Here is a 23367-nt window from a genome sequence, read left to right as displayed (position 1 = left end):
GGCACCCGGCGCGCCCCTCGGCGCGTCCAGGACCGCGTGGACGGCCCGGTCCGGACGGCCCCGGCGAGCCGTCCGGAACCGGAAGGCCGGAACCCCCAGTAATCTGGAAGGCACAAGCAACCCCGTCCGGGGTGACCAGACGTACGAAGGACTGAACGACACTGGGCAAGCGACAGCCCGAAGGCCCGCCGCCCGCACCCGCGGTGCAGCGCATTCGACTGCGCTACACCAAGCGCGGCCGCCTCCGGTTCACCAGCCACCGCGACTTCCAGCGCGCATTCGAGCGGGCTCTGCGCCGCGCCGGGGTGCCCATGGCCTACTCGGCGGGTTTCACCCCGCACCCCAAGGTGTCGTACGCCAACGCCGCACCCACCGGCGTCGGAAGCGAGGCCGAGTACCTGGAGATCGCGCTCGCGGAGGCACGTGAGCCGGAGAAGCTGCGCCTGCTGCTGGACGAGTCACTGCCGGACGGCCTCGACGTGGTCGAGGCCGTCGAGGCCCGCACGTCGGGGCTCGCCGACCGGCTGGAGGCGTCCGTGTGGCAGCTGCGGCTGGACGGTGTGGAGCACGCCGAGGCCGAGCGGGCCGTGGCCGCGTTCCTCGCCGCCGGCACCGTCGAGGTCCAGCGGATGACGAAGAACGGCGTGCGGACTTTCGACGCGCGCGAGGCCGTGACCCGGCTCGAAGCGGTCGATCCGCAGGTGGCCGGGGCCCAGGACGGCATTCTCGAACGGGATGCCGATAGGCCGACACCAGGAGCTTGTGCGATACTGCGGCTGGTTGTTCGGCATGTGACACCTGCTGTACGACCCGACGACGTCCTGTCCGGCCTCCGCGCGGTGGCCGACCTCGCGCCGCCGGTCCCCGCTGCGGTGACCAGGCTGGCGCAGGGGCCGCTCGATGAGGAGACCGGCACGGTGAACGATCCGCTCGCGCCTGACCGCGATGTCGCGGCGGCGCCGGAGGGATCCGCCTAGGACCGTCGTCGTCGTGCGGCCGACGCATCCGGGGAAACCCGGGTCCGGCAGCACACATCAGACGAGACTTTCGTCGGTCCGTCAGTGCGGTGCCGACGAGCTACACGACAGTTCCCGTGTGGCGCCCGCGCCCCCGGGCGGCGGCCCCGCTGAGACGCGGGCCGCCGCGTACCGGACCAGGACGCGGCGCCCGGGAACGCGACGGGAGAAATGCCCGCATGCTCGAGACCAACGAGCCGAACGAGGCGCCCGAGAACGGCGCCACCGAAGCCGCCTCCGGCGGCACCGACACGGAGGCGACGGTCGCTCCGCGCCGCCGTCGCCGCGCGGCCAGCCGCCCCGCGGGACCGCCCGCGGCCGGTGAGGCCGGTCAGGACCTGACGTCCGGCGCCCCCGCGGGGGCCGCCGAGCCGCCGGCCATACCGGCCGAGGCCCCATCCGCCGATTCCGAGGCCGAACCCGCCCCCGCGCGCACCCGGCGCCGGGCGACCCGCAAGTCCTCCGCCCCGGAGCCGCAGCCGGCCGGGTCCGCGGAGGAGGCGGCCGAGGCCGCCCCCGCCCCGGCCCGTCGCCGCGCGACGCGGAAGGCCACCGCTCCTGCGGCCGCTCCTGGGGCCCCCGCCGCGGTGACCCCTGCCGTGGAGGCCCCTGCCACCGAGACCTCCGGGGCCGAGCAGGCCGAGCAGCCTGCGGCTCCGGCGCGTACCCGGCGCCGTGCCACGCGCAAGGTGACCAGCCCCGAGCCGGTCGCGGGCGGCGAGGAGACGGCCGGCCCCACGGCCGCCGCCGACACGCAGGCCAAGGAGCTCCAGGCCGACCTGCCGCTGCACGCCGAGGCCGCCCCCGGGGCGGAGCAGGCCGAGCAGCCTGCGGCTCCGGCCCGTGGCCGGCGCCGTGCCACGCGCAAGGTGACCAGCCCCGAGCCGGCCCCGGCCGAGGACGCGGCCGTGGTCGCCGCCGACGCGCCCGCGAAGGCCCTGCAGGAGGAGCCCGCGGAGAAGCCGAAGCGGGGCAAGGCCGAGAAGCCCCAGGCCGAGAAGTCCAGGACGACCCGTTCGCGGCGGCGTACCGCTCCGGCCGCCTCCTTCCTCGCCGCCGACGACGGCTCCCGCCGTCTGAAGCCGGGCGCTCTCGCGCCGCGTGACGAGGCAGCGGCCCAGGCCGGGGACGAGGCCGCCGAGGGCGCCGCCCCTGAGCAGCGCACCTACACCGCCAAGGCCGTCCCGGACGGTTCCGGCTGGGCCGTCGAGGTCGAGGACGCCTACGAGATCCGCGGCTACGGCGACACCGTCGAGGAGGCCCGCGTCGCCGCGGTCGCGGCCGTCGCGGAGGCGTTCGGCGTCCCCGCGGACACGATCGTCATCGAGGTCCGGGAGGCGCAGGGCGCCGAGCCCGCCGCGGTCCCCGAGGCCGAGGCCGCCCCTGAGGTCGAGCCCGAGGCGGAGCCCGCCCCCGTGCGGGGCCGCCGCCGGGTCGTACGGCCGCCCATGGCCGTGTTCCAGGCTCCGGTGTTCCAGGCCCCCGGTGTGGTGCAGGCGGAGCAGCCCGCCGAGCGCGAGGAGCGCGAGGAGCAGGAGGAGCCCGAGGCGGACGAGTACGCCGCCGAGACCGGTGGGCGCCGTCGTCGCCGCCGCCGGCGCGGGGAGCCCGTGGAGGCCGCGGAGGCGGTCGTGACCGAGCACGCCCCCGAGGAGCCCGCCCCCGCGCAGGAGGACGAGGCGGAGGACGAGGCCGACGAGCACGAGGCCGACGAGCACGAGGGAGAGGGCGGCGAGCGGCCGTCCCGCCGTCGCCGCCGCGGTGGCCGCCGCCGTCGTCGCGGCGAGGCCCTCGACGGCGAGGAGGGCGCGGTCGGCGAGGACGAGGAGGGCGAGGACGCCGGGGACGAGTCCGAGGAGGACGAGGAGTCGGCCGAGAGCAGCAGCACCAGCCGCCGCCGTCGCCGTCGCCGTCGCCGTGGTGGCGAGGGGACGGCCGAGGAGAGCCTGGGCGAGGACGCTCCGGAGCGCACGGTCGTCAAGATCCGTGAGCCGCGCAAGCCGGCGGAGCCGGTCGACGAGGTGCAGTCCATCAAGGGCTCCACCCGTCTGGAGGCCAAGAAGCAGCGGCGCCGCGAGGGCCGCGAGCAGGGCCGCCGGCGTGTGCCGATCATCACCGAGGCCGAGTTCCTGGCCCGCCGTGAGGCGGTCGAGCGCGTCATGGTCGTCCGTGAGAACGGCGACCGGACGCAGATCGGCGTGCTGGAGGACGGCGTCCTCGTCGAGCACTACGTCAACAAGGAGCAGGCCACCTCGTACGTCGGCAACGTCTACCTGGGCAAGGTCCAGAACGTGCTGCCGTCCATGGAGGCCGCGTTCGTCGACATCGGCAAGGGCCGCAACGCGGTGCTGTACGCCGGTGAGGTCAACTTCGAGGCGCTGGGCATGGGCAACGGCCCGCGGCGCATCGAGGCGGCCCTCAAGTCCGGCCAGTCGGTGCTGGTCCAGGTCACGAAGGACCCGATCGGCCACAAGGGCGCCCGCCTGACCAGCCAGGTCTCGCTGCCCGGCCGCTACCTGGTCTACGTGCCCGAGGGCTCGATGACCGGCATCAGCCGCAAGCTGCCCGACACCGAGCGCGCCCGGCTGAAGCAGATCCTCAAGAAGATCGTCCCCGAGGACGCGGGCGTCATCGTGCGCACCGCCGCCGAGGGTGCGAGCGAGGACGAGCTGCGCCGTGACGTCGAGCGGCTGCAGTCGCAGTGGGAGGACATCCAGAAGAAGGCCAAGAGCGGCAACGCCCCGTCGCTGCTCTACGGCGAGCCGGACATGACCGTCCGGGTCGTCCGCGACATCTTCAACGAGGACTTCGGCAAGGTCATCGTCAGCGGTGACACCGCCTGGGAGACCATCCACGGCTACGTCTCGCACGTCGCGCCGGACCTGGCCGAGCGGCTGGGCCGCTGGACCTCCGAGGTCGACGTCTTCGCCACGTACCGGATCGACGAGCAGCTGCTGAAGGCGCTGGACCGCAAGGTCTGGCTGCCGAGCGGCGGCTCGCTGGTGATCGACCGGACCGAGGCGATGGTCGTCATCGACGTCAACACCGGCAAGTTCACCGGCCAGGGCGGCAACCTGGAGGAGACGGTCACCAGGAACAACCTGGAGGCGGCCGAGGAGATCGTGCGCCAGCTGCGGCTGCGCGACCTGGGCGGCATCATCGTGATCGACTTCATCGACATGGTGCTGGAGTCCAACCGCGACCTCGTCATGCGCCGGCTGCTGGAGTGCCTGGGCCGGGACCGCACCAAGCACCAGGTGGCCGAGGTCACCTCGCTGGGCCTGGTTCAGATGACCCGCAAGCGGGTCGGCCAGGGCCTGCTGGAGTCCTTCTCCGAGACCTGCGTGCACTGCAACGGCCGCGGCGTCATCGTCCACATGGACCAGGCCACGGCGGCCGGTGGCGGCGGCAAGCGCAAGCGCCGTCGTGGCGGCGCGGCGGAGGAGCCGGCGGTCGCGGAGACCGCCGCCCTCACCGAGGCCGAGGAGGCCGCGGAGGAGGCTCCCGAGCTGGAGCCGGTCGCGGTCACCGAGGCCGAGCTGGTGCCCGCCGTCGGCGGGGACGAGGACTGGTACGGCAGCCCGGCCGAGGCCGAGGCGGCGGCGGGCCGGCGTTCCCGGCGGCGCGCCTCGCGGCGGGTCACCGCCCCCGTGAGCTCGCCGGACGCCACGGCCGAGATCGTCACCGTCGTCCCGTCGGCCGCCCCGGTCACCGAGCCCCAGGCGGCGGAGGCCGCGACGGCCACCGCCCCCGAGGCGCCCGCCGTCGTGGGCACCGCCGAGGCGGCGCAGGAGCCCGCCGCACCGGTCCGCGGCCGGCGCCGGGCGACCCGCAAGGCCACCGCGCCGAGCGCCCCCGCCGGTGAGGCCGCCACCGTGGTCGTCCCCGCGGCGGAGCCGGCCGTTCCGGCCCCGGCCCCGGCCCCCGAGCCGGAGCCGGTGGCGGAGGTCCAGGCGCCCGCTGCGCCGGTGCGCCGTCGCGCCACGCGCAGGGTGTCCGCCCCCGCGGGCGCGCCGTCTGCCGGCGAGGAGGCCGCGGTCGTGGTCGTCCCCGGCACCGAGGCGCAGCCGGAGGAGACCCCGGCGGCAGAGGCCGGGACGGAGGCCGCCGAGGCCGGGCAGGCGGAGCCGAAGAAGCGGGCCGCGCGCAAGACGGCCGCGAAGAAGGCACCGGCGAAGAAGGCCGCCGCGAAGAAGACGGTCGCCAAGAAGACCGCCACCAAGAAGACGGTGGCCAAGAAGACGACGGCGAAGAAGGCCGCCGCCAAGGCCACGGCCGAGGCGCCCACCGAGGCGTCCTGACCCCGCGTCACCGTCCGCGGGCCGTTCCCCACCGGGGGACGGCCCGCGGCGCGTACGGGGTCGCGCAGGCCCCGGTTTGACCCCATCGGGGACGCCCCGTAACCTTGACCTTCGGCGTTTTGACGCCCATTCCTGAGCATCTTCCTACCGGCCACGGCCGGCAGAGGCCCCCCAGCACCGCAGGGACGGCTGGCGTCAGGAGTGACGATCCGAGCGAGAGAGTGAGTTCCGCGTGTACGCAATCGTGCGCAGCGGTGGCCGCCAGCACAAGGTGGCCGTCGGCGACATCGTCGAGGTTGACAAGATTTCCACTGGCAAGGTTGGCGACGCGGTCGAGCTCTCGACGCTCCTCGTCGTCGACGGCGACGCCGTCACCAGCGACCCGTGGGTGCTGGCCGGGATCAAGGTCCAGGCCGAGATCGTGGACCACCACAAGGGCCAGAAGATCGACATCCTGCGGTACAAGAACAAGACCGGCTACCGCCGTCGTCAGGGTCACCGTCAGCAGTACACGGCCCTGAAGATCACCGGCATCCCCGCCGCTGCGAAGTAAGGGACTGAGGAGAGATGGCACACAAGAAGGGCGCATCGTCCACCCGGAACGGTCGCGACTCCAACGCCCAGCGGCTCGGCGTCAAGCGCTTCGGCGGCCAGGTCGTGAACGCCGGTGAGATCATCGTCCGCCAGCGCGGCACCCACTTCCACCCCGGCTCGGGCGTCGGCCGTGGCAAGGACGACACGCTGTTCGCCCTCGCCGCCGGTGCGGTCGAGTTCGGCACCAGCCGTGGTCGCAAGGTCGTGAACATCGTCCCGGTCGCCTGATCGGCCGCGATACGACTTCACCGAGGGCGGACCCTGTTTCCCGGACCGGGAAGCAGGTCCGCCCTCGGCGCGTTAACCCACAGACATTCCCGTACGCATCTGGAGGAACATCCGCATGACCACCTTCGTGGACCGCGTCGAGCTGCACGTCGCCGCGGGTAACGGGGGCCATGGCTGCGCCTCCGTGCACCGGGAGAAGTTCAAGCCGCTGGGCGGCCCGGACGGCGGCAACGGCGGCCGTGGCGGCGATGTGACGCTGGTCGTCGACCAGTCGGTCACCACGCTCATCGAGTACCACCACCACCCGCACCGCAAGGCCACCAACGGCAAGCCCGGCGAGGGCGGCAACCGTTCCGGCAAGGAGGGCACGGACCTGGTCCTGCCCGTCCCGGACGGCACCGTCGTCATGGACGGGCACGGCAACGTGCTCGCGGACCTCGTCGGCCACGGCACCACCTTCATCGCCGGCCAGGGCGGCCGCGGCGGCCTCGGCAACGCGGCGCTGGCCTCGGCGCGCCGCAAGGCGCCGGGGTTCGCGCTGCTGGGCGAGCCCGGTCAGAGCCGGGACCTCGTCCTGGAGCTGAAGACGGTCGCCGACGTGGCGCTGGTCGGTTACCCGAGCGCGGGCAAGTCCTCGCTCATCTCCGTGCTCTCGGCGGCCAAGCCGAAGATCGCGGACTACCCCTTCACCACGCTCGTCCCCAACCTGGGCGTGGTCACGGCCGGTTCGACCGTCTTCACCGTCGCCGACGTCCCCGGGCTCATCCCGGGCGCCAGCGAGGGACGCGGCCTGGGCCTGGAGTTCCTGCGGCACGTCGAGCGCTGCAGCGTCCTGGTGCACGTCCTGGACACCGCCACCCTGGAGTCCGAGCGCGACCCGCTGAGCGACCTCGACGTGATCGAGGCGGAACTGCGGGCGTACGGCGGTCTCGAGGACCGTCCGCGGATCGTCGTCCTCAACAAGGTCGACATCCCCGACGGCCAGGACCTCGCCGACATGGTCCGCCCCGACCTCGAGGCGCGCGGCTACCGGGTCTTCGAGGTGTCGGCGGTGGCCCACAAGGGCCTCAACGAGCTGTCCTACGCCCTCGCCGGCATCGTGGCCGAGGCGCGCGCCGCCCAGCCGGTCCAGGAGGCCACCCGTATCGTCATCCGGCCCAAGGCCGTGGACGACGCCGGCTTCACCGTCACCGCCGAGGACGGCTTCTACCGCGTCCGCGGTGAGAAGCCCGAACGCTGGGTGCGCCAGACCGACTTCGCCAACGATGAGGCCGTCGGCTACCTCGCCGACCGGCTCGCCCGCCTCGGTGTCGAGGAGCAGCTGGTCAAGGCCGGCGCCCGTGAGGGCGACGAGGTCGTCATCGGTGCCGAGGACGACGCCGTGGTCTTCGACTGGGAGCCGTCCGTCGCGGCCGGCGCGGAGATGCTCGGACGCCGCGGCGAGGACCACCGCTTCGACGAGCCCCGGCCGGCCGCGCAGCGCCGCAAGGACCGGGACGCCGAACGGGACGACGTCCAGAAGGAGTTCGAGGGTTTCGACCCGTTCGACTCCTGAGCCGCGACCGCGAAGGACAAGGGCCGGCCCCCTCACCGAGGGGGCCGGCCCTTGTCCTTGCACGGCCGGCCGGGGGACCGGCCGGCGAGCGGTTCAGCTCATGGACGTCTGCAGAGGCGTCGCGCTGTCGCTCTCGTGGTACGAGCGGGCCTCCTCGTCGAGGTCGGCCATCACGCGCTCGAAGTCGCGCGTGGAGAGCAGCAGCTTGTAGATGATGGCGAACTCGAAGATCAGCAGCAGCGCGGCCGCGGCGATCGTGGTCCCGATGATGGCACCGGTCAGCGGCGCGATGATGAAGACCGCCATCTGGAACTCGATGCCGCTGATCAGGTGCGGCCGGACCCGGTGCCGGATCAGGAAGTCGCGGAAGGCCGCGTAGGGGCCGAAACGGTCCTTGAACGTCACCTGAAGGTCGATGACCCGTCCGGGCGCGGCGTCCGAAGCCTGGTCGGCCGGGGTGGCGGCGTCCGCCGCGACCGTGGCGGCCGGCCGGGCGGCGTCAGGACCGGTCCACTGCGCGGGGACGGTCCGCACGGACGCGTCCGCCTCCGTCTCGGCCTCGTTCCTGGCCTCCGCCTCGGCCTGCGTCTCGTCCTCCGAGCGCTCGCGCAGCAGGTCCTCCATGAAGGCGTGCGGCTTGGCGGAGTCGAGCTCCTGCAGGCGCTTCTGGATCTTCTTGCGCATGCCGTGCCGCACCTTGAAGATCTGCAGCGCGTCGAGGTACCGCAGCGCGTCGAGGAAGATCACCGCGAGGGCGAGCCACATGTAGACGGGGTTGTCCGTGCGGTAGAACTGGCCGCCCATGAGGGCCGCGGCGCAGCACACCACGCGGATGCGGTCGAAGATGTAATCGAGCCAGCCGCCGAACTCGGAGCCCTTGCCGGTGAGCCGGGCCAGCTTCCCGTCCATGCAGTCCAGGATGAAGCTGAAGTGGTACAGCACGGCGCCGATGATCAGGTACTTCCAGTCGGCGAGCGCGAAGCAGGCCGCGGCTCCCAGGCCGAGGAAGAGGGCGCCCCAGGTGATCTGGTTGGGGGTGAGTCGGGTCCACCTGGCCGTCCAGCGCACCAACGGGGTCGCCACGGGGTCGACCAGGAAAACGGTCCACCAGGCGTCCCGCTTCTTCTCGGTGAGGCGCCGTACTTCCGCGAGCGGCGGTATTTCCATGGACCAGAACCCTTTCGAGGCGAATCAGGCACCGAACCGGGGCAGCGGATCGGTTGAGGCTGGGACGCGTCCGCGATGCTGCGCGGGCCGTCGGGCGAGCGGTGTCCCGCGGTGGGGCCTGCTCCAACCGTTCCTACGACGCGGGGCGACGGCAAACGGTTGTGTGGATGAATGGATAGTAAACAAAAAGTCGGCGGAGTGTACCGCGGGGCCCGTCCCGCAGGGGGTTCGGGGCCGCCGTGGGAGAGCCGTTAGGATGCGTCGGATGACGTGGTTGATTACTGGCGGTGCCGGATACATAGGGTCGCATGTGGTGAAGGCCATGGTCGACGGCGGCGAGCAGGTCGTCGTCGTGGACGACCTGAGCACCGGCGACCCGCAGCGGCTGCCCGCCGGGGTGCACCTGGAGAAGGGCTCCGTGCTGGACGCGGAGCTGCTGGACCGGGTGCTGCGCGATCACTCGGTGCGCGGGATCGTGCACATCGCGGCGAAGAAGCAGGTCGGAGAGTCGGTGGAGCGTCCGCTCCACTACTACCGGGAGAACGTCCAGGGCCTGCAGACCGTCCTGGAGGCCGCGGTGCGCGCCGGGGTGACCAGCTTCCTGTTCTCGTCCTCCGCCGCGGTCTACGGGATGCCCGACGTCGACCTGGTGACCGAGGAGACCCCGTGCGCGCCCATGAGCCCGTACGGGGAGACCAAGCTCGTCGGCGAGTGGATGGTCCGGGCGACGGGTGCCGCCCACGGCATCGCCACCGCCTGCCTGCGCTACTTCAACGTGGCCGGCGCGGCCACGCCCGAGCTGGGTGACGCGGGGATCTTCAACCTCGTGCCGATGGTCTTCGAACGGCTCTCCCAGGGGAAGCCCCCGCTGATCTTCGGCGACGACTACGAGACCCCCGACGGCACCTGCGTACGCGACTTCATCCACGTCGAGGACATCGCCTCCGCCCACGTCGCCGCCGCGCGCCGGCTGGCGGAGGACCCGACCGCCGCCCTGGTGTTGAACATCGGCCGCGGCGAGGGCGTCTCGGTCGCCGAGATGGTGGGCATCATCGGCTCGGTCACCGGCCGCACCGACGCGACGGCGCAGGTCATCGAGCGCCGCCCCGGCGACCCCGCCCGGGTCGTCGCCTCCGCCTCGCGGATCGAGGAGGAGCTGGGCTGGACGGCCCGCCACGAGGTGCGCGAGATGGTCGCCTCCGCCTGGGCCGGCTGGTGCCTGCGCCACCCGGAGCAGGCCCGGCACTGAGTTCCGTCCCCAAGACCGCGGGAGGGGGGGGGGGGGGGGGGGGGGGGGGGGGGGGGGGGGCGCCCCCCCCCCCCCCCCCCGCGACCGGGGTCACTTCACCCGTCCGTACCAGACGCTGCGGCTCCAGATCTTCTCCAGCCGCACCCGCCCGCCGGGTTTGGGGGAGTGCCAGATCTTCCCGTGCCCGGCGTACATCCCCACGTGGTACACGTTGCTCCCGTAGTGGAAGAAGACCAGGTCACCACGGGTCCGTGAGGACTTCCGGATGTGCCGGACGCTGTTGTACTGGGCGCCCGCGGTACGGGGGAGCTTCTTGCCCGCCTTCTTGAAGGAGTAGAAGGTGAGCCCGGAGCAGTCGAACCTGCCGGGGCCGGCGGCCCCGTACTGGTACGGCGCGCCCCTCTTGGATGCCGCGATCTTCAGCGCCTTGGCGGAGACCGCCGCCGCGTCTGCCTGCTGGGCGAGCTCCGGCAGTACGGCGGGACCGGCCACGGCGGCCGCCGTGAGGGCGGAGACCGCTCCGAGCCGGCACAGGACCCCGGACATGGCTGTTGGCGCACTCATGCGCAACCCTTCGTCGTCCGCCTGCGAAGGATGACCTGTCGGGTTCGGGCAGGCGAAGATGCCCGGCCGCGGCTGCGGCTTCACCCCAAGGGTCCGGCGACCGGACCCGTAGTGCTCGGGTCCTCCGCTCCTGCCGATGAGTCGTCGTCGACCTGGCATCCGCGCGGCGGCAGGATTCGGCGTCCGCGCGGACCGCCCCGCCGGGATGACGGGGGCTTGTCGTCGAAGGGATGATCACCCACCGAAGCGGCCGATTCCCAGCACAACCGGTCGAATGTGAGTCTGTTCACGACTCACCTATTCGGGTGGACTCCGCGACACGGGACCCGGACTGACGACTCGAAAGGAGTCGAACACCAGGGACGGAGCGTCAGATTCCGGATGTGTGCGGCCATATCGCGCAACTCGGGGCCACTCGGCCGTCCACGGCAGATACAACGATCGGGCGAGTCCATTCGGTTCGAGTTCGCGCCGCCCGAACGGACCAGTGTGTCGTGACGCTCCGTCAGCACGGCCGTGATGGCGGCAAGGTGACCTGACCGGTGCGCCGTTCGCCGTCCAGCACCCGCAGCGCCCGTTCCATCGTCGCCGTGTGCACCTCGCCCTCCCCGCGCATGTGCATCAGCGTCAGCGCGTCCCGCAGCTCAGCCGCCCTCCCCACCAGGGCCTGCGCGGCGCGCAGCGCCCCGTAGGTGTCCCGGGAGCGGGACGGGTTGATCCGGCCCAGCAGGTCCACGACCTGCAGGTAGGTGTCGATCAGCTCGCCCTCGGCCCGCGTCAGTGCGGGGAGCGGGGGCAGTTCGGGTACCACGGCCCGTCACCGCAGGGCGCGCGGGGCGCGGCCGGCGCCGTCCTTGCGGCTCAGCGTCAGCCGGTCCACCAGGCCGTAGGCGAGGGCCGACGGTGCGTCAAAAATGGTGTCCCGTTCGATGTCGGCCCCGATCCGCTCCGGTGCCTGACCGGTGTGGCGTACCAGCAGTTCCTCCAACTGCTCCCGACGGCGGAGCAGTTCCCGGGCCTGGATCTCCAGGTCCGCGGTGGTGCCCTGGATCACCTCCGCGAACGAGGGCTGGTGGATCAGCACCCGCGCGCCGGGGGTCATCAGCCGCTTGCCGGGCGCTCCGGCGGCGAGCAGGACGGCCGCCGCCGAGGCCGCCTGGCCGACGCACACCGTCGACACGTCGCAGCTGACGAACTGCATGGTGTCGTAGATCGCGGTCATCGCGGTGAAGGACCCGCCGGGAGAGTTGATGTAGAGCGAGATGTCCTGTTCCGGGGCGGCGGCCTCCAGGTGGATGAGCTGGGCCATCACGTCGTTCGCCGAGATGTCGTCGATGGGCGTCCCGAGCAGGACGATCCGCTCCTGGAGCAGCTTGGAGTACGGGTCCATGGTCCGTACGCCCTCGCTGGTGCGCTCGGTGAACTCGGGCAGGACGTGGCGGGCGGTCGGTCGAAGCATCGCTGCACCTCCGTGGGCACCCGGGCAGGGGTGCCCGTCGCTGTAAAAAATGTACAGGACGTACATCTCGTTATGATGGGGAGCATGGCCCATGAAGTCCCGGTGACACAAGCGCGTGCGGAGCTGGCGGAACTGATCAACCGCGTCGTCTACGGCGGTGAGCGGGTGGTCGTGACGCGTCACGGCAAACCGCTCGTCGCCCTGGTATCCGCCGCTGACCTGCAACGACTCCAAGAACTGGACGCCGCTCCCGAGGAGGCGGTGGTCAGTACGGTCTCCTCGGTGCGCGGGGTGGTGTCCGCCACGGGCGAACGCCGCCGGTTCGGCATCGCCGCGGAGCACCGCGGTACGACGGACGCCCATCACGACGGGGTCTGAGCGGTTCGTGGCGGCGCGGACCTGAGGGAGCCGATCCGCCGGCCGTCCCCGAGGGGGTCGTGTGCCGGCTCGCCCGGCGGCCGGGGCAGGGGTGCGCCCGGGTGGTCGCCGGACTCGTGTCGTACGCGGAGGAGCGGGAAGGCCGTGGCATGCTGCCGGAGGAGGCCGGGCCCGACGAGGTCGCCCGCACCCCGCTCCCCCGCGCGCCCGCCGGCTTCACCCCGGAGCCCGGGAGTTAACGCGGACGAAACGCCGCCGAACTAGCCTGCGGCTGCCGGACAACGGCAGGGCGGATCTGCCGGCCGGGGACGCCCCCGTGGGTCCGTTCACCCGGGACGACTGCGAGGTGTGGCCATGCAATTGACCCCCCACGAGCAGGAACGCCTGCTCGTCCATGTCGCCGCGGACGTGGCGGAGAGGCGGCGGGCCAGGGGCCTGAGGCTGAACCACCCCGAGGCCATCGCCCTGATCACCTCGCACCTCCTCGAGGGCGCCCGGGACGGCCGCAGCGTCGCCGAACTCATGGCCTCCGGCCGCAAGGTGCTCACCAGGGACGACGTGATGGAGGGCGTGCCGGAGATGATCCACGACGTCCAGGTCGAGGCCACCTTCCCGGACGGCACCAAGCTCGTCACCGTCCACGAGCCGATCGTCTAGGGGGCGCCGCGTGATTCCCGGGGAGATCCTCCACGCGGGTGGGCCCGTCGTGCTCAACGCGGGCAAGCCGGTCACCCGGCTGACCGTGCTCAACTCCGCCGACCGGCCGGTCCAGGTCGGTTCCCACTACCACTTCGCCGAGGCCAACCCGGGTCTCGTCTTCGACCGCGCCGCCGCCCGCGGCAAGCGCCTGGCCGTCGCGGCCGGGACCGCCGTGCGCTTCGAGCCCGGCATCCCCGTCGAGGTCGAGCTCGTGCCGCTGGGCGGCGCGCGGATCGTGGCGGGGCTGCGCGGAGAGACCGGAGGTGCCCTCGATGGCTGAGCTCTCGCGTGCCGTCTACGCCGACCTGTTCGGGCCGACCACCGGGGACCGTATACGGCTCGCCGACACCGACCTGCTGATCGAGGTCGAGCGGGACCTGTCGGGCGGCGCCGACGGCTCGGGCGACGAGGTCGTCTTCGGCGGCGGCAAGGTGATCCGCGAGTCGATGGGGCAGGCCCGGGCCACCCGGGCCGAGGGCACCCCCGACACGGTGATCACCGGCGCCGTCGTCCTGGACCACTGGGGCGTGGTCAAGGCCGACATCGGCATCCGCGACGGGCGGATCGCGGCGCTGGGCAAGGCCGGCAACCCCGACACCATGGACGGCGTCCATCCGGACCTCGTCATCGGGCCCGAGACGGAGGTCATCGCCGGCAACGGCAGGATCGTCACCGCCGGGGCCGTCGACGCGCACGTCCACTTCATCTCCCCGACGATCGTGGACGAGGCGCTGGCCGCCGGCATCACCACGCTCGTCGGCGGCGGCACCGGCCCGGCCGAGGGCACCAAGGCCACCACCATCACGCCGGGGCCCTGGCACCTGGAGCGGATGTTCGCGGCGCTGGAGCACTACCCGGTCAACATCGGCCTGCTCGGCAAGGGCAACACCGTCTCCCACGAGGCGATGCTCTCCCAGTTGCGGGGCGGGGCCGTCGGCTTCAAGATCCACGAGGACTGGGGCGCCACCCCGGCCGCCATCGACGCCTGCCTGACGGTGTGCGAGGCGACCGGCGCGCAGCTCGCCGTCCACACCGACACCCTCAACGAGGCCGGCTTCGTCGAGGACACCCTCGCCGCCATCGCCGGCCGGGGCATCCACGCGTACCACACCGAGGGCGCGGGCGGCGGGCACGCGCCGGACATCATGACCGTCGTCGCCCACCCCAACGTCCTGCCGTCCTCGACCAACCCGACCCGGCCGCACACCGTCAACACCGTCGAGGAGCACCTCGACATGCTGATGGTCTGCCACCACCTCAACCCCTCCGTGCCCGAGGACCTCGCCTTCGCCGAGTCGCGGATCAGGCCCGGCACGATCGCGGCCGAGGACGTCCTGCACGACCTGGGGGCGATCTCGATCATCTCCTCGGACTCGCAGGCCATGGGACGGGTCGGCGAGGTCGTCCTGCGCACCTGGCAGACCGCGCACGTCATGAAGCGGCGGCGCGGGGCCCTGCCCGGCGACGGACGGGCCGACAACCTGCGCGCACGTCGATATGTCGCCAAGTACACCATCAACCCCGCCGTCGCCCAGGGCCTCGACGGCGAGATCGGCTCGGTCGAGAGCGGCAAGCTCGCCGACCTGGTGCTGTGGGACCCGGCGTTCTTCGGCGTCAAACCGCACCTCGTGCTCAAGGGCGGCCAGATCGCCTACGCGCAGATGGGCGACGCCAACGCCTCCATCCCGACCCCCCAGCCGGTCCTGCCGCGCCCGATGTTCGGCGCGATCGGCCACGCTCCCGCCGCCAACTCCTTCACCTTCGTGACGCACACCGCCCTCGACGACGGCCTCCCCGAACGCCTCGCCCTCGGCAAGCGGTTCCTCCCGATCCGCGACACCCGGCGCGTCACCAAGGCGGACATGCGCGAGAACGACGCCATGCCGCACGTCGAGGTCGACCCCGACACCTTCACCGTCCGCATCGACGGAGACGTCGTCGAACCCGCCCCGGCCGTGGAACTCCCCATGGCCCAGCGGTACTTCCTGTTCTGAACGGAGCAGGGGGACGATGAACCGCGCCGCGCTGCTGCTGCTCGCCGACGGCCGCTTCCCCGCCGGGGGCCACGCCCACTCCGGAGGGGCCGAGGCGGCCGTCACGGCGGGCCGCATCACCGGCCCCGGCACGCTCGAGGAGTTCTGCCGGGGCAGGCTGCACACCACGGGCCTGGTGGCCGCGGCGCTCGCCGCCGCGGCCACCGCGGGCGCCGACCCGCTCGCACTGGACGAGGCCGCCGACGCCCGTACCCCCTCGCCCGCGCTGCGGCAGACCGCCCGCCGCCTCGGCCGCCAGATGACGCGGGCCGCCCGCGCCGCCTGGCCGTCGCCCGCGCTCGACGCGCTCACCGCCGCCCGGCCGCGGGGGGCCCACCAGCCCGTCGTGCTCGGCGTGACCGCCCGGGCCGCCGGCCTCACCCCGCTGGACGCCGCCCACGCGGCGGCGTACGAGGCCGTGACCGGCCCGGCCACCGCCGCCGTACGCCTGCTGAGCCTCGACCCGTTCGCGGTGACCGCCGTGCTGGCCCGGCTCGCCCCGGACCTGGACGAGGTCGCCGGCCGGGCCGCCGACGCCGCCCACCGATGCCTCACCGAGGGCACCGACGCTCTGCCCGCCGCCTCCGCGCCGCTGCTCGACGTGTACGCCGAGGCCCACGCCGGGTGGCCCGTCCGCCTCTTCGCCTCCTAGGGGGACCCCTCATGCACCTCGACCACGACCACACCGTCTTCCCGCAACGGCACACCTGGGCCACCCCCACCGCCCGCCCCGACGGCAGCCGCCGCGCCCTGCGCATCGGCCTCGGCGGCCCGGTCGGCTCGGGCAAGACCGCCACCGTCGCCGCGCTGTGCCGCGCGCTGCGCGAGGAGTTGTCCATCGCCGTCGTGACCAACGACATCTACACCCGCGAGGACGCCGACTTCCTCCTGCGTAAAGCCGTGCTGCCGCCCGAGCGGATCGCCGCGGTGGAGACCGGTGCGTGCCCGCACACCGCGATCCGCGACGACATCTCGGCCAACCTCGAGGCCGTCGAGGACCTGGAGGACAGCGTCGGGCCGCTCGACCTCGTCCTCGTGGAGTCCGGTGGCGACAACCTCACCGCCACCTTCTCCAAGGGCCTGGTCGACGCCCAGGTCTTCGTGATCGACGTGGCCGGCGGCGACGACATCCCGCGCAAGGGCGGCCCCGGGGTCACCACCGCGGACCTGCTGGTCGTCAACAAGACCGACCTCGCCCCGTACGTCGGCTCGGACCTCGGCCGCATGGCGCGCGACGCGAAGCGGCAGCGCGGCGACCTGCCGGTGGTCTTCACCTCCCTCGTCGCCGAGAACGGCGTCGCCCCCGTCGCCGAGTGGATCCGTACGCGGCTGACGGCCTGGGCGGCGGTCCCCGCGTGAGTGGCGTCCACGCCACCGCCCGGATCACCGCCGTCCCGGACGGCCGCGGCGGCACCGCACTGCCCGAACTCACCGGGGAGGGGCCGCTCGCGCTGCGCCGTACGCGGTCCGCCGATGCACGGGCGGCCCGGGTGACGGTCGTCGGCGCCATGAGCGCGCCGCTGGGCGGCGACCGGCTGGCCGTGCACGTCACCGCCCGGCCCGGCGCCGTGCTCCACGTGGACGCGGCGGCGGCCACCGTGTCGCTGCCCGGCCGGGGCGGGGAGCAGGCGCGGTACGACGTACGGCTCACCGTCGGCGAGGACGCCGTGCTGCACTGGCTGCCGGAGCCGCTGATCGCCGCGGAGGGCAGCGACCTGCTCATGACCACGACGGCCGAACTCGCCCCGGGCGCCCGCCTCGTGCTGCGCGAGGAGCAGATCCTCGGCCGGGCGGGGGAGCGGCCGGGCCGGCTCACCACCCGCCTCACGGTACGGGTCGGGGGCCGTCCGCTGCTGGACCAGCAGCTCTCCTTCGGGCCGGGCGTGGCGGGCTGGTCAGGGCCCGCCGTCCTGCACACGCACCGGGCGGCGGGCCAACTGCTGGTCGTGGACCCCGCGTTCACGGACAAGCCGGTGGAGGCGCGGGTGCCGGTGCGGGACGCAGAACACGGCGAGGCCGTGCTGACCCCGCTCGCCGGTCCCGCCGCGCTGCTGACCGCGCTCGCGCCGGACGGGCTGTGCCTGCGCCGCATCCTGTCGGCTAGCGTGGCCCCGTGACGTCGATAGACACCGAGAACCCGGGCCGTTACGGCCCCAGTGCGACCATCGAGGCCCAGCCGGAGCAGGTCGGCCCCGTCCGCACCGAGTACGCACCCGCCCACGACGGCGACCCCGACCCGGGCGAGATCGTCTGGACGTGGGTGCCCTACGAGGAGAACGACGGCCGCGGCAAGGACCGTCCGGTCCTCGTCGTCGCGCGCGAGCGGACCGACACGCTGCTCGCCGTGCAGCTGTCCAGCAAGGAGCACAACGACGACCGGGAGTGGGTCGCCATCGGCTCCGGCCCGTGGGACAAGTCCGGCCGCCCGTCCTGGGTGAACGTCGACCGCGTGCTGCGCGTCCACCCCGACGGCATGCGCCGCGAGGCCTGCGCGCTGGACCGGGGCCGCTTCAACATCGTCGTGAACCGGCTCAAGGAGCTGTACCGCTGGCGCTGACGCGCACGCGGACCGGCCCCGGGGGCGGCTACCGTCCCCGGGGCCGGGGCCTTCACGGCGTCACGGCTTCACGTCGGCGACGACCGCGTACTGCGTCGACTCGTGCTCCACGATGCACTCGCGCAGCCCGACCCGCCGCGCCTTGAAGTCCTCGCTCGCCAGGTAGGCGAGGTACTGGTCGAGCGACCGCCACTCGCTGGTCACGATCCAGCTGTCCGGGTCCGCGTGGGACCGGCACAGCTGCGAGCTGATGAAGCCGTCTGCCGAGACGATGCCTTGGTGCACGAGGTCGTATGCCGCCGCATACTGATCCCCCTTGCCCTCGTGCAGGCGAATCCGCAGAACGACGCGTGTCTTCGGTGTGCTGTCCATGGGACCTCGATCCTTGGGGGCGCGAGGACCGTGCGCACGCCGCAGCCGCGCTCAGGACGGTGGCGTGGGGCCCGGGCGGGCCGTTCGATCGCACGGGGCGGCGCGGGAGTCGCGTGGCAGGGGCCGTCGAGCGCGGGTCCCGGGACGGTCGCCCGGGGGACCGCCTCGTCCACCCCGGGGGGATGGGGCGCCCAGATACCGCCGTCCCTCGACTGTGCGGCCGTCACCTGGGCGGGGCAAAAGGCACTGGGCCGAACGGGTGAGCCCCGTCGGCCGCTGCGGGCCGGGTGCCCTGGTCAGCAGGCCGGTCAGCACCCTCGCCGCCCCGCCCGCGCCGCCGCGGTGCAGCACCTCCGTACGGCGGACCAGCCGCGGTGCGGTGAGCGGCACCACGGCGACGCCGGGCGCCCCCTGCGGCCGCGGAGCACGGCAGCAGCGCCGGACCGAGTCCCGGCCTGACGAGTCACCGTCCAGACCTCGGGCCCCTCGTGCCGCACGCCCGCCCGGAAGCCCTCCCGGCCGCCGCCGGATGCAGCAGCGCCGGTGGCAGCGCGGCGGCCGGCGCGTCGACCCACAGGGCGTCCGTGAGGTCCGGCCAGCCGCACTCCCCGCCGGCGGGGCCGGCGGGGCCGGCGGATGATCCTCCGCCAGGACCACCGTCAGGTCCGCCTCGGCGCAGCGCACCGCGTGCAGCGGGCCGGCCTCGGGCAGCCGCAGCCGCAGCCGCAGCCGATCGCCGGACGCCGCGCCGTCGACCAGCCCGACGTCGAGCCCTCCCGCTGCCACCCCGGTGACGACCTCCGCGCGGTCCAGTTCCCGCAGCGTCACCCGGGCGCGCGGGCGCAGTTCCCGCAGCCGTGCCAGGGCCCTCGCCGTCCGGGCGCCGGCCGCCAGGGGCGGGGCCCCGGCCACGACCCCGACGGCGAATCCCGGGTCGCCGGACTCCCGGGCCACCCCTTCCACCTGGCGGCCCTCGTCCAGCCGGAGCCGGCCGGCGACGGTCCGGTGCCCCGCGCACGCCGCCAACCGGAGCTCCCGCCTTATGCGTTGGTAAAGAAACACTCATAAGATCTTCTCCCCGGGGCTTCCGGGACGAAAGGATCCCCCTGCAGTTGCGTTCAGGCCGCCACGAGCGGCATCAACAGCAGGGGGAGTTCATGGTGAGACGCACGGCCGTGCTCGGGCTGACCGCGGCCCTGATAGCCGGCACCGTCGCCACGGCGGCACCGCAGACCGCGGTCGCCCGCAGCGCGCCGAAGGCCCACGGACACAGCGGCGCCGCCGAGGCCCGCGGCGTCCGGATCGCCGCCGCGCACGCCGCGAAGAAGGGCATCGACTGGGCCGCGTGCCCGGCCGACTGGGGCATCGCGAACCCCGTCCAGTGCGGCTGGGTGACCGTTCCGGTCGACTACGCCAAGCCCTTCGGCAAGACGATCAAGATCGCCGTGGACCGCATCGGCAACACCGGCACCGCCGCCGAGCGCCAGGGCGCCCTCATCTACAACCCGGGCGGCCCCGGTGGCTCCGGGATGCGCTTCCCGCTCCGCGTGACGACCAAGAACCCGATCTGGGCGGCGACCGCCAAGGCCTACGACTTCGTCGGCTTCGACCCGCGCGGCGTCGGCCACTCGGCGCCCATCTCCTGCGCCGACCCGCAGGAGTTCGTGAAGGCCCCCAAGGCCGACCCGGTTCCCGACAGCGAGGCCGACAAGCGGGCCCAGCGCAAGCTGGCCGCCGAGTACGCGGAAGGCTGCAAGGAGCGCACCGGTGCCGCGATGCTGTCGCAGATGACGACGGCCAACACCGCCCGCGACCTCGACGTCGTCCGCGCCGCCCTCGGCGAGCGCAAGCTCAACTACCTCGGTGTCTCGTACGGCACCTACCTCGGCGCCGTCTACGCCACGCTCTTCCCGTCGCACGTGCGCCGCATGGTCGTCGACAGCGTCGTCAACCCGTCCCGCGACCAGATCTGGTACCGGAACAACCTCGACCAGGACGTCGCCTTCGAGGGCCGCTGGAACGACTGGAAGGCCTGGGTCGCCAAGTACGACTCCGTCTACCACATCGGCAACACCCCGGCGAAGGTCCAGGCGAAGTGGGAGCAGTTGCGGGCCGCCGCCAAGGCGCACCCCATCGGCGGGCTCGTGGGCCCGGCCGAACTGCTCGGCCTCTTCCAGAGCGCCCCGTACTACGACTCGTCGTGGGCGGCCGTGGCCGGGATCTGGAGCGCCTACCTCGCGGGTGACACCCAGGCGCTGGTCGACGCCGCGGCGCCCGACCTGTCGGACACCGCGGGCAACATCTCCTCGGAGAACGGCAACGCGGTCTACACGGCGGTGGAGTGCACCGACGCCAAGTGGCCCCGTGACTGGCGCACCTGGGACCGCGACAACACCCGTCTGCACGCCAAGTACCCGTTCCTGACCTGGTCCAACGCGTGGATGAACCTGCCGTGCGCCACCTGGGGCGTCCCGCAGCAGAACCCCGTGGAGGTGCGGACCGGCCACGGCCTGCCGCGCGTCATGATCGTCCAGAGCACCCGTGACGCGGCGACCCCGTACACCGGCGCCGTGGAGCTGCACAAGCGGCTCAAGGGCTCGCTCATGATCACCGAGAAGGGCGCCGGTTCGCACGGCGTCACCGGCCTGGTCAACCCCTGCATCAACGACCGGGTCACCGGCTACTTCGTGACCGGCAGGCTCGACCGGTCCGACGTGACGTGCGCTCCGCACGCCACGCCGGTGCCGCCCACGAGCTGACCCTCCGCGGTGCACAGGCGGACGGCCCCGCGGCGCCCACAGGGGCGCGGCGGGGCCGTCCGGCGTTCCGGGCCCGGGCGGCTATCCGAGCCGTACCCCGGTCGTGCCCGTGCCCTCGTTGCCGTCGCCGGTGTTGACCGTGCCGCGCGGCTCGAACATCAGGATGCGGGTGCCCTCCTCGGCGCGCGGGCGGTGCGGGACACCGCGGGGCACGGTGAACACCTCGTGCGGGCCGAGGGTCACCGTACGGTCCGGCAGCTCCAGGTGCAGACGGCCGGCGAGGACGAGGAAGAACTCGTCGGTGTCCGCGTGCGCGTGCTCGGTGAAGTCGCCCTCGACGTTGGCCACCTTCACGTCGTAGTCGTTGACCTCGGCGAGGACGTGCGGCATCCACTTCTGGTCCACGGCGTCCATCACGGTGTCGATGTTGCGTTTGTCGCTCATGGGACTCCTCTACCCGGGGAAGGCGGCGGCGAAGGCCGCCCGGGTGGGCGAGTCCGCGCGCCGGTCCAGTACGGCGAAGACGACCCGGCCGAAGCGGTCCGCGAACCGGCCGCCCGGCCCGAGGTGCTCGCGGAAGGCGGCCGCGACCGCGGCCGGGTCGTTGCGGAACACCCCGCAGCCCCAGGCACCCAGCACCAGGCAGGGGTAGCCGTGCGCCGCGGCGACCTCGAGCACCCTGCCCGCCCGCGCCGTCAGGGCGGCCGGCACCCGGTCCGTGGCGCCGGGGTCCTGGCGGGCGATCACCCCCGCGTTCGGCGCGGCGGAGGTGAGGAAGCCGGCCTCGAAGGGCTCGTCCAGCAGGACGCCGTGCTCGTCGCGGAAGACCGGGACGGCGGGGGAGTGGATCACCCGGTCGCTGTAGAAGGGGCTGCGGTCGGCCCGGTGCCAGTCGTAGAACTGCCTCGCCGTGAGCAGCGTCGTGTACAGCGCCGACGCGCGGCACACCGCCTCCTCCTGGGCCTGCGCCCCGTTGAGGTAGCCGCCGCCGGGGTTGCGCGCCGAGGCGAAGTTCAGCACGGCGACCGGGACCCCCGGTGCCTGCCGCACCAGGCGGCGCGCGGCCTGCAGGCTGTCCTCGCCGGTCACCTCGAAGGCCGTGGGCCCGGTGCGTTCCGTGCGGGGGCCGGGATCGACGGGCCCGGGGCCGTACATCCGCGTCCCCCGCACGGCCCGCGCGACGGCCTCCCCGATCGCCACCTCCACGCCGCGTGCCGTGCGGTACCGGCCGGTCGCGACGAGGCCTTCCGTCTCCTTGGCGAGGGCCCGCAGCCGCGCACTCATGTCCGGTCCTTTCCCACGCCCCGAGGCTAGTGGGGCTCTCAGGGCGCGACGAGCGGTTTTCCGGAGGCCAGCCAGCGGTCCTCGGCCGCGTAGTCGAACAGGTCGCCGAACCGGTCGTACGTCGACGCCAGGACGGGGAAGGCCTCCCGCCAGTCCCGCCCGCCGAGCCGCTCGACCAGCCAGGCCACGTTCTCCGGCAGCGACTGCACGTAGCCGGTCACGGCGCGGTAGCCCAGCTCGCGCTCCGCGGCCGACATGTCGAGCACGAAGGGGTGGGCCGTGGTCCACGGGGTGTCGCCGACGTTCTTCGCCGGGGGAGGGCCGTCCACGGTGTACGTCTCCGTCTCGTGGCCCAGCACCGCGCCGACGGCGTCCGCGATCTCCGCCACCGTCGGGGCGTACGGGTCACCGGCGTTGAGCACCCGGGAGCCCGGGCGGCGGGCGGCCAGCCGCACCAGTTCGGCGAGGTTCGCGGCGTGCACCGGGTGGAAGCGACTCTCCCCGCCGTACGCGAGCACCCGGAACGGCCGCCGGTCCACGGCCCGCTTGACGAAGTACAGCTCCCTGGGCCGCAGGCTGTGCGGGCCGTGGACGGCCCCGGCGCGCAGCAGCGTGACGGGCAACCGTCCCTCCGCCGCGAGGAGGTCGCGCTCCAGCGCCACCTTGCGCGGCGAGTAGCCGCCCTCGCCCGGGGCCAGCACCGGCTGTGCCTCCGTGACGGGTACCGGGAAGACGGGCGCGCCGCCGGGCTCCCCGTCGGTGTCCAGGCTGCGGCCGCGGCCGTCCTCGTAGACGGAGCAACTGGACACGACGACCGCGGAGCCGATCCGGTCCGCCAGGTCCGTCAGCTGCCGCGCGTGCTCCGGACCGTAGGCGACGCAGTCCAGCAGCACGTCGCAGCCCTCGCCGAGCGCCGACGCCAGGGCCGCGGTGTCCTCGCGGTCCACGGCCACCGGCCGTACCCCGTCGGGCCAGTCCACGTCACCGCCGCCCCCGCGGGAGGCGGCCCGCACCTCCCAGCCGTCCTCGGCGAGGGCGCGTACCGACGCCCGGCCGATCTGTCCCGTCGCCCCGATCACGAACGCAGTCCTCGTCATGACGGCGACGCTAGGCGGCCGGTGACGGCGGGGCCAGGCCCGTTCGCCGTGCGCG

At 73.5% G+C, this 23367-nt stretch carries 25 protein-coding genes and 1 riboswitch; of the genes, 16 read left to right on the top strand and 9 right to left on the bottom strand.

Annotated elements, in window-relative coordinates:
- Window positions 1–203: 203 nt before the first annotated feature.
- The 5 genes from ACFYYN_RS14935 to obgE all read left to right on the top strand — a co-directional run bounded on the left by ACFYYN_RS14935 (window position 204) and on the right by obgE (window position 7694).
- Window positions 204–977, top strand: a complete 774-nt coding sequence (locus tag ACFYYN_RS14935) for a TIGR03936 family radical SAM-associated protein (RefSeq protein ID WP_500546111.1) — start codon at window positions 204–206, stop codon at window positions 975–977.
- 218 nt (window positions 978–1195) lie between these two features.
- Complete coding sequence (locus tag ACFYYN_RS14930) at window positions 1196–5317, top strand: Rne/Rng family ribonuclease (RefSeq protein WP_500546110.1); 4122 nt, start codon at window positions 1196–1198, stop codon at window positions 5315–5317.
- A gap of 232 nt (window positions 5318–5549) precedes the next feature.
- Window positions 5550–5870 (top strand): 50S ribosomal protein L21, encoded by a 321-nt coding sequence (gene rplU, locus ACFYYN_RS14925; protein ID WP_018556584.1) that lies wholly within the window; start codon window positions 5550–5552, stop codon window positions 5868–5870.
- A gap of 14 nt (window positions 5871–5884) precedes the next feature.
- Window positions 5885–6139, top strand: coding sequence for a 50S ribosomal protein L27 (gene rpmA / locus ACFYYN_RS14920; RefSeq protein WP_449706282.1), 255 nt, complete (start codon window positions 5885–5887; stop codon window positions 6137–6139).
- A gap of 115 nt (window positions 6140–6254) precedes the next feature.
- Window positions 6255–7694: a GTPase ObgE gene (obgE, locus tag ACFYYN_RS14915; RefSeq protein ID WP_500322943.1), complete on the top strand. Its 1440-nt coding sequence runs from the start codon at window positions 6255–6257 to the stop codon at window positions 7692–7694.
- 93 nt (window positions 7695–7787) lie between these two features.
- On the opposite strand, the gene ACFYYN_RS14910 is transcribed toward obgE, so the two are convergent.
- The gene (locus ACFYYN_RS14910) at window positions 7788–8861 is read right to left on the bottom strand and encodes a CDP-alcohol phosphatidyltransferase family protein (protein ID WP_500546109.1); all 1074 of its coding nucleotides are present in this window, start codon (window positions 8859–8861) and stop codon (window positions 7788–7790) included.
- Between the two features lie 265 nt (window positions 8862–9126).
- Between ACFYYN_RS14910 and galE the strand changes: the two genes are divergently transcribed.
- Window positions 9127–10110, top strand: coding sequence for a UDP-glucose 4-epimerase GalE (gene galE, locus ACFYYN_RS14905; RefSeq protein WP_500546108.1), 984 nt, complete (start codon window positions 9127–9129; stop codon window positions 10108–10110).
- A gap of 90 nt (window positions 10111–10200) precedes the next feature.
- Here the strand turns inward: galE and ACFYYN_RS14900 are convergent, their stop codons facing one another.
- The 3 genes from ACFYYN_RS14900 to ACFYYN_RS14890 all read right to left on the bottom strand — a co-directional run bounded on the left by ACFYYN_RS14900 (window position 10201) and on the right by ACFYYN_RS14890 (window position 12133).
- Window positions 10201–10674: a C40 family peptidase gene (locus ACFYYN_RS14900; RefSeq protein WP_500331259.1), complete on the bottom strand. Its 474-nt coding sequence runs from the start codon at window positions 10672–10674 to the stop codon at window positions 10201–10203.
- Window positions 10675–10677: 3 nt separating this feature from the next.
- A riboswitch (cyclic di-AMP (ydaO/yuaA leader) is annotated at window positions 10678–10831 on the bottom strand.
- 348 nt (window positions 10832–11179) lie between these two features.
- Window positions 11180–11485 (bottom strand): hypothetical protein, encoded by a 306-nt coding sequence (locus ACFYYN_RS14895; RefSeq protein WP_500546107.1) that lies wholly within the window; start codon window positions 11483–11485, stop codon window positions 11180–11182.
- Between the two features lie 6 nt (window positions 11486–11491).
- Window positions 11492–12133 carry an ATP-dependent Clp protease proteolytic subunit gene (locus tag ACFYYN_RS14890; RefSeq protein ID WP_500534845.1) on the bottom strand — a complete coding sequence of 214 codons (642 nt, stop codon included), beginning with the start codon at window positions 12131–12133 and terminating at the stop codon, window positions 11492–11494.
- An 84-nt stretch (window positions 12134–12217) separates the two neighbouring features.
- Between ACFYYN_RS14890 and ACFYYN_RS14885 the strand changes: the two genes are divergently transcribed.
- From ACFYYN_RS14885 to ACFYYN_RS14845, 9 genes are all read left to right on the top strand, one after another.
- Window positions 12218–12511: a type II toxin-antitoxin system Phd/YefM family antitoxin gene (locus ACFYYN_RS14885; protein ID WP_500331264.1), complete on the top strand. Its 294-nt coding sequence runs from the start codon at window positions 12218–12220 to the stop codon at window positions 12509–12511.
- 101 nt (window positions 12512–12612) lie between these two features.
- Complete coding sequence (locus ACFYYN_RS14880; protein WP_500546106.1) at window positions 12613–12750, top strand: hypothetical protein; 138 nt, start codon at window positions 12613–12615, stop codon at window positions 12748–12750.
- A 115-nt stretch (window positions 12751–12865) separates the two neighbouring features.
- Window positions 12866–13168 (top strand): urease subunit gamma, encoded by a 303-nt coding sequence (locus ACFYYN_RS14875; protein WP_499510356.1) that lies wholly within the window; start codon window positions 12866–12868, stop codon window positions 13166–13168.
- Window positions 13169–13178: 10 nt separating this feature from the next.
- Complete coding sequence (locus tag ACFYYN_RS14870) at window positions 13179–13490, top strand: urease subunit beta (protein WP_500546105.1); 312 nt, start codon at window positions 13179–13181, stop codon at window positions 13488–13490.
- Complete coding sequence (locus tag ACFYYN_RS14865) at window positions 13483–15204, top strand: urease subunit alpha (protein WP_500546104.1); 1722 nt, start codon at window positions 13483–13485, stop codon at window positions 15202–15204. Before ACFYYN_RS14870 ends, ACFYYN_RS14865 begins: the two co-directional genes overlap by 8 nt.
- Window positions 15205–15220: 16 nt before the next feature.
- Complete coding sequence (locus ACFYYN_RS14860) at window positions 15221–15895, top strand: urease accessory protein UreF (protein ID WP_500546103.1); 675 nt, start codon at window positions 15221–15223, stop codon at window positions 15893–15895.
- Window positions 15896–15906: 11 nt separating this feature from the next.
- Window positions 15907–16602, top strand: coding sequence for an urease accessory protein UreG (gene ureG / locus ACFYYN_RS14855; protein ID WP_500326860.1), 696 nt, complete (start codon window positions 15907–15909; stop codon window positions 16600–16602).
- Window positions 16599–17360, top strand: a complete 762-nt coding sequence (locus tag ACFYYN_RS14850) for an urease accessory protein UreD (RefSeq protein WP_500546102.1) — start codon at window positions 16599–16601, stop codon at window positions 17358–17360. Before ureG ends, ACFYYN_RS14850 begins: the two co-directional genes overlap by 4 nt.
- Window positions 17357–17800 (top strand): type II toxin-antitoxin system PemK/MazF family toxin, encoded by a 444-nt coding sequence (locus ACFYYN_RS14845; protein ID WP_500546101.1) that lies wholly within the window; start codon window positions 17357–17359, stop codon window positions 17798–17800. Before ACFYYN_RS14850 ends, ACFYYN_RS14845 begins: the two co-directional genes overlap by 4 nt.
- A gap of 60 nt (window positions 17801–17860) precedes the next feature.
- On the opposite strand, the gene ACFYYN_RS14840 is transcribed toward ACFYYN_RS14845, so the two are convergent.
- Window positions 17861–18172 (bottom strand): antibiotic biosynthesis monooxygenase family protein, encoded by a 312-nt coding sequence (locus tag ACFYYN_RS14840; protein WP_499510349.1) that lies wholly within the window; start codon window positions 18170–18172, stop codon window positions 17861–17863.
- 51 nt (window positions 18173–18223) lie between these two features.
- The gene (locus ACFYYN_RS14835) at window positions 18224–19084 is read right to left on the bottom strand and encodes a LysR substrate-binding domain-containing protein (protein ID WP_500546183.1); all 861 of its coding nucleotides are present in this window, start codon (window positions 19082–19084) and stop codon (window positions 18224–18226) included.
- Window positions 19085–19329: 245 nt separating this feature from the next.
- Here ACFYYN_RS14835 and ACFYYN_RS14830 point away from each other — a divergent pair, with 245 nt between their 5' ends.
- The gene (locus ACFYYN_RS14830; RefSeq protein ID WP_500546100.1) at window positions 19330–20931 is read left to right on the top strand and encodes an alpha/beta hydrolase; all 1602 of its coding nucleotides are present in this window, start codon (window positions 19330–19332) and stop codon (window positions 20929–20931) included.
- A gap of 81 nt (window positions 20932–21012) precedes the next feature.
- On the opposite strand, the gene ACFYYN_RS14825 is transcribed toward ACFYYN_RS14830, so the two are convergent.
- The 3 genes from ACFYYN_RS14825 to ACFYYN_RS14815 are packed head-to-tail and all read right to left on the bottom strand — an operon-like array spanning window position 21013 to window position 23312.
- Window positions 21013–21375 (bottom strand): cupin domain-containing protein, encoded by a 363-nt coding sequence (locus ACFYYN_RS14825; RefSeq protein ID WP_500326867.1) that lies wholly within the window; start codon window positions 21373–21375, stop codon window positions 21013–21015.
- 9 nt (window positions 21376–21384) lie between these two features.
- Complete coding sequence (locus ACFYYN_RS14820; protein ID WP_500546099.1) at window positions 21385–22215, bottom strand: TIGR02452 family protein; 831 nt, start codon at window positions 22213–22215, stop codon at window positions 21385–21387.
- A 38-nt stretch (window positions 22216–22253) separates the two neighbouring features.
- Window positions 22254–23312 carry an NAD-dependent epimerase/dehydratase family protein gene (locus ACFYYN_RS14815; protein ID WP_500546098.1) on the bottom strand — a complete coding sequence of 353 codons (1059 nt, stop codon included), beginning with the start codon at window positions 23310–23312 and terminating at the stop codon, window positions 22254–22256.
- Between the last annotated feature and the right edge of the window lie 55 nt (window positions 23313–23367).

The organism is Streptomyces sp. NPDC001902, assembly GCF_042891295.1.
In the GTDB taxonomy this organism is placed as follows: Bacteria; Actinomycetota; Actinomycetes; order Streptomycetales; family Streptomycetaceae; genus Actinacidiphila.
Note: the sequence above shows the minus strand (reverse complement) of the source record. Positions and strands in the feature narration are given on the sequence as shown.

Excerpts from the sequence above, each read along its gene's own strand:
- ACFYYN_RS14930 (WP_500546110.1), top strand. The coding sequence starts at position 1,196 with ATGCTCGAGACCAACGAGCCGAACGAGGCGCCCGAGAACGGCGCCACC.
- rpmA (WP_449706282.1), top strand. The coding sequence starts at position 5,885 with ATGGCACACAAGAAGGGCGCATCGTCCACCCGGAACGGTCGCGACTCC.
- obgE (WP_500322943.1), top strand. The coding sequence starts at position 6,255 with ATGACCACCTTCGTGGACCGCGTCGAGCTGCACGTCGCCGCGGGTAAC.
- ACFYYN_RS14910 (WP_500546109.1), bottom strand. The coding sequence starts at position 8,861 with ATGGAAATACCGCCGCTCGCGGAAGTACGGCGCCTCACCGAGAAGAAG.
- galE (WP_500546108.1), top strand. The coding sequence starts at position 9,127 with ATGACGTGGTTGATTACTGGCGGTGCCGGATACATAGGGTCGCATGTG.
- ACFYYN_RS14900 (WP_500331259.1), bottom strand. The coding sequence starts at position 10,674 with ATGAGTGCGCCAACAGCCATGTCCGGGGTCCTGTGCCGGCTCGGAGCG.
- ACFYYN_RS14890 (WP_500534845.1), bottom strand. The coding sequence starts at position 12,133 with ATGCTTCGACCGACCGCCCGCCACGTCCTGCCCGAGTTCACCGAGCGC.
- ACFYYN_RS14885 (WP_500331264.1), top strand. The coding sequence starts at position 12,218 with ATGGCCCATGAAGTCCCGGTGACACAAGCGCGTGCGGAGCTGGCGGAA.
- ACFYYN_RS14875 (WP_499510356.1), top strand. The coding sequence starts at position 12,866 with ATGCAATTGACCCCCCACGAGCAGGAACGCCTGCTCGTCCATGTCGCC.
- ACFYYN_RS14865 (WP_500546104.1), top strand. The coding sequence starts at position 13,483 with ATGGCTGAGCTCTCGCGTGCCGTCTACGCCGACCTGTTCGGGCCGACC.
- ACFYYN_RS14860 (WP_500546103.1), top strand. The coding sequence starts at position 15,221 with ATGAACCGCGCCGCGCTGCTGCTGCTCGCCGACGGCCGCTTCCCCGCC.
- ureG (WP_500326860.1), top strand. The coding sequence starts at position 15,907 with ATGCACCTCGACCACGACCACACCGTCTTCCCGCAACGGCACACCTGG.
- ACFYYN_RS14840 (WP_499510349.1), bottom strand. The coding sequence starts at position 18,172 with ATGGACAGCACACCGAAGACACGCGTCGTTCTGCGGATTCGCCTGCAC.
- ACFYYN_RS14830 (WP_500546100.1), top strand. The coding sequence starts at position 19,330 with ATGGTGAGACGCACGGCCGTGCTCGGGCTGACCGCGGCCCTGATAGCC.
- ACFYYN_RS14825 (WP_500326867.1), bottom strand. The coding sequence starts at position 21,375 with ATGAGCGACAAACGCAACATCGACACCGTGATGGACGCCGTGGACCAG.
- ACFYYN_RS14820 (WP_500546099.1), bottom strand. The coding sequence starts at position 22,215 with ATGAGTGCGCGGCTGCGGGCCCTCGCCAAGGAGACGGAAGGCCTCGTC.
- ACFYYN_RS14815 (WP_500546098.1), bottom strand. The coding sequence starts at position 23,312 with ATGACGAGGACTGCGTTCGTGATCGGGGCGACGGGACAGATCGGCCGG.